Source organism: Pseudomonas edaphica (genome assembly GCF_005863185.1).
In the GTDB taxonomy this organism is placed as follows: domain Bacteria; phylum Pseudomonadota; class Gammaproteobacteria; order Pseudomonadales; family Pseudomonadaceae; genus Aquipseudomonas; species Aquipseudomonas edaphica.
Genome location: NZ_VBVZ01000569.1, coordinates 1 through 3,897, shown reverse-complemented (window position 1 = coordinate 3,897; position 3,897 = coordinate 1). Strand labels below are relative to the sequence as shown.

5 protein-coding genes are annotated in these 3,897 nt (G+C 63.2%); all 5 read right to left on the bottom strand.

Features of this window, described 5'->3' with window-relative positions:
* Positions 1 to 170, bottom strand: a 170-nt coding sequence (locus tag FEM54_RS34765) for a glycosyltransferase family 2 protein (RefSeq protein ID WP_420875329.1), incomplete at its 3' end; no start/stop codon positions are given.
* Positions 167 to 766, bottom strand: a complete 600-nt coding sequence (locus tag FEM54_RS26670) for an SAM-dependent methyltransferase (RefSeq protein ID WP_138453669.1) — start codon at positions 764 to 766, stop codon at positions 167 to 169. The genes FEM54_RS34765 and FEM54_RS26670, both read right to left, overlap by 4 nt.
* Complete coding sequence (locus FEM54_RS26665; RefSeq protein WP_138453668.1) at positions 763 to 1,521, bottom strand: PIG-L deacetylase family protein; 759 nt, start codon at positions 1,519 to 1,521, stop codon at positions 763 to 765. The genes FEM54_RS26670 and FEM54_RS26665 overlap by 4 nt, the downstream gene beginning before the upstream one ends.
* Complete coding sequence (locus tag FEM54_RS26660; RefSeq protein WP_138453667.1) at positions 1,518 to 2,516, bottom strand: acyl-CoA dehydrogenase family protein; 999 nt, start codon at positions 2,514 to 2,516, stop codon at positions 1,518 to 1,520. The genes FEM54_RS26665 and FEM54_RS26660 overlap by 4 nt, the downstream gene beginning before the upstream one ends.
* A gap of 1 nt (position 2,517) precedes the next feature.
* Positions 2,518 to 3,897 (bottom strand): glycogen debranching protein GlgX (gene glgX, locus FEM54_RS26655; protein ID WP_138453666.1); only part of this gene is annotated, 1,380 nt, incomplete at its 5' end.

The following is a 3,897-nucleotide window of genomic DNA, read 5'->3' as shown; positions in this document are numbered from 1 at the left end:
GGATACGCCTGGGCAATCGCCGCACTGCCATCGCTGCAGCTGTCGAGCACGGCCAGGATCTGCACAGGCTCACCCAGCAAATCAGGGTGGCTGGCGGCAATCATCGCGGCTTTGAGGCACTCGCCCAATAGCGCTTCTTCGTTATGTACCGGGATTAGAATGCCGATCATCGCAAGCCCTCATGGGTGGCGACCGAGGTGCCGTCACGGCTCCACAGGTCGAGTAGAAAGTCACTGTCGTGATGGTGGGCGAGGTGGGCCATGCCCAGGCGTTGCGCGAGCATTTCGTGCACCTGTTCGGCCGTTTGCGGGCAGCCATCGATGCGCGGGCGCCAGTGGCAGGCGAGCAGTTGGCCGTTGTCGGTCAGCGCATTCAGGGCACAGTCGATCAAGCGCTGTAAATCCTCGGCATCGAGGTAGTAGCAGAGTTCGCTCAACACAATCAGTTCGAACTGGCCGGGCGGCCATTCCTCAGGCAAACGGCTTTGATGAACCTGGGCGTGGCTGAACCCCCGCAATCGGGTTTGCGCCAGCGTTACGGCAGCGGCGGCCGTGTCGCAACACACCAGGCGCTCGCAGCGCGGCGCCAATTCGGCACTCAGCTCGCCGTTCGCGCAGCCGGGTTCAAAAATCGAGCGATAGCGGGGCCGTGTTAGCACCGCCAGGGTGAGTGCGCGTTTACGCTGTTCGTACCAGCGCTGGCGAAAGGCCCAAGGGTCGTCATTACCGGCGAACAGTTGATCAAAATAGGGTGTGGCCACACTCATACAAACACCACTTCAAAAGGTTGCAGCAAACGCTCAACCACATAGGGTGCCAGCACCGGTGCCAGACCCACTTGCGGGTCGCCTTCAAGTTGGCTGGCAAAGGCGTGAATGGCATGCCGTTTGCGCGCCACCGCTTCAGGTGTCAGCACGATTTTGCGCGAACGTTGCCATGGCACCTGGCTGTCTTCGGGCGTTGCCCAATGCCAGGTCCAAACGGGCAGTTCGTACAGGGTCGCACCTACCGCCTGCGCCGCTTTGGCGCTGGCGCGGCCAACGGCTTCATGGTCGCAATGCCCGTCTTCGCGCCAGGTGGTGAACACCACATCGGTGGGCTTGAGATACCGCTCTATGAACGCGCTCAACTCATCTTCACGGGCCGCTACCTGGCTGTCGGCAAAGCCTGCGCGCAGCCACTGCAAACTGTGCAGTGGCATGCCGAGACGGTGCAGGGCCTGGGCCGACTCCTGCGGGCGCACGATGCTCAAGCGCTCGACTGGCCAGCGCCTGGAGCCTGGATGGCTGGCGCTGCCGTCGGTGACGGAAATCAGTTGGATCGGCCGGTCGAGCATGGCCAGGCCTTGCAGCAGGCCGCCGCAGCCCAGCACTTCGTCGTCCGGGTGCGGAGCAATGATCACGGCGCGGTGCCCAGCGGGTACCAACTGCTCAACACTGATTTGCGGCAATTGGGCCATATGGGCTGAACCCTGCCATTGATGCAACGGCGTGCCCTGGCCAACGATCGGGTTGGGTTTCATAACAGCCACCTACCTGTGGGTTCGTCCGCAACCAGCTTTCCCAGCGCCGCCAAGTCGCGCTCGGCGTGGCTTTGGCGTACATACACGGGTAAGTCCGCCATCAATTGGGCGAAGTGCGGATCTTTGCAGTAAGGCCCGGCACCCACCGCGCGCCCGACGTGATGAATGACCTGCTCGACGGTATCCTCGACGCACGCCCGTGCCTGTTGGGCCAGTTGCCGCGCATTGGCGCGAGGGTCGCGGTCAATCTGCTCAGCACCGTCGCGCAGTACACAGGCGGCGCTGTTGAGCACGCTGTCGACCGCGCCCAAGTGCGCCAGCGCATGCTGTTCGGGACGTTGGCTGCAATGCACACGCAGCACCTCAGCCAGACGTTGCGCGCCGCCATACCAGCACGCGGCGATACCGACGCCGCCGTGCCAGAAGCCAGGCCGTGACAGGTAGTCGCCCGGCTCGCCAACCGCGATGCCGCGGGCCTCATCAAAGATGATTTCGACACTGCCGGTGGCCGCCATGCCCACGGCTTTCCAGCCTTCGTGGGTGACGGTCACGCCGGGCTGGTCCATCTCGACCGCCACCAACTGTTGGCGGTCGTCTTCGTCCCAGGCGGTCAGCAAGCCATGGCTGACCACCGCTGCGCCGGAACACCAGGCTTTGTGCCCATCGACGATCAGGCGCTGGCCATCGCGGCGCACACGTACCTTGGCCGTCGGCGGTTCGGCGGCCCACATGCCCCAAACGCTGCCCAGGGGCGGCAAGGGGCTGTCGAGCTCGGCGATGATCGCCAGGGCATCGGTGTGGCCTTCGAACAGCTTGCACAGGCGCAGGTCATGACCTGCCACCTGCGCCAGCCGGCTGTAGCGTTCCAACGTCTGGCCGCTGCCGGGCAATGGCAGTTGGTCCAGGCCTTCCTCCTGAAGCGCCTTCAGTGCAACGCCCAGCGCCTGCGTGTCGGCGTAGCTGCGGTTGCCTTGAAGGAATCCATGCAGAGCCATCTCACACCTCGTCGTCTCGTTGCAGTTCGAACAGCAGCAGTGAGCGTCCGGTTACCGCGTATTCGTGCTCGAAATCAAAACGCTCCTGACCGCGCACGGCGGGTGCATTGGTATCGAGCATGCAGGTCCAGAATTCACCCTGGGGCACCGGCGGCAAGCGGAAATTGACCATGTCGTGGTGGGCATTGACCACCAGCAACAAGGTCGCATCAGCGCCTGGGCGACGAATCCCGGTTTCCTGAGCGCGGCCGTCCATCAGCATGCCCAGGCAGCGGCCATGGCTGTCTTCCCACTGTTCGGTGCTCATCTCGTTGCCATCCGGCGCCAGCCAGGTGACATCTTTTACGCCGAGATCTTCGTTGTAGTCGCCCACCAAGAAGCGCCCACGGCGCAGGATCGGGTAGGCCAGGCGCAATTTGATCAGGCGTTTGACGAACTTGAGCAGTGCCTTGCCGTCGTCGTCCAGGTCCCAGTTGACCCAGCCGATCTCGCTGTCCTGGCAATAGGCATTGTTGTTGCCGTGCTGGGTGCGCGCGAACTCGTCACCGGCCACGATCATCGGTGTGCCTTGGGCCAGCAGCAGCGTGGCGAAGAAATTGCGCATCTGGCGCAGGCGCAGGGCGTTGATTTCCGGGTCTTCGGTGGGGCCTTCGACGCCGTGGTTCCAGGACAGGTTATTGTTGCTGCCGTCCTGGTTGTTTTCGTCGTTGGCCTCGTTGTGCTTGTCGTTGTACGACACCAGGTCGTGCAGGGTGAAACCATCGTGGGCAGTGATGAAGTTCACCGAACTGTAGGGCCTGCGCCCACGGTGGTTGAACATCTCGCCCGAGGCGGTCATGCGCCCGGCAAAGTCCGCCAACTGGCCGTCATCGCCTTTCCAGAAGGCGCGCACGGTGTCGCGGAAGCGGTCGTTCCATTCCACCCAGCCGGGTGGAAAGTTGCCCACTTGGTAGCCGCCGGGGCCACAGTCCCAGGGTTCGGCAATCATTTTCAGCTGGCGCAGCACCGGGTCCTGGCGGCAGGCCACAAGGAAGCTGTGGCGCTCGTCGAAACCGTCGCGGTAGCGCCCCAGAATGGTCGCCAGGTCAAAGCGGAAGCCGTCCACGTGCATTTCGGTGGCCCAGTAGCGCAGGGAGTCGGTGACCATTTGCAGCACGCAGGGGTGGCTCAAGTCCAGGGTATTGCCGGTGCCGGAATCGTTGATGTAGAAGCGCTTGTCGTCGGGCATCAGCCGGTAGTACGAGGCGTTGTCGATGCCGCGCATCGACAGGGTAGGGCCGCGCTCGTTGCCCTCGGCGGTATGGTTGTAGACCACATCAAGGATCACCTCGAGCTTTTGCTCATGCAGGTGCGCGACCATCTCCTTGAACTCGGCGATCTT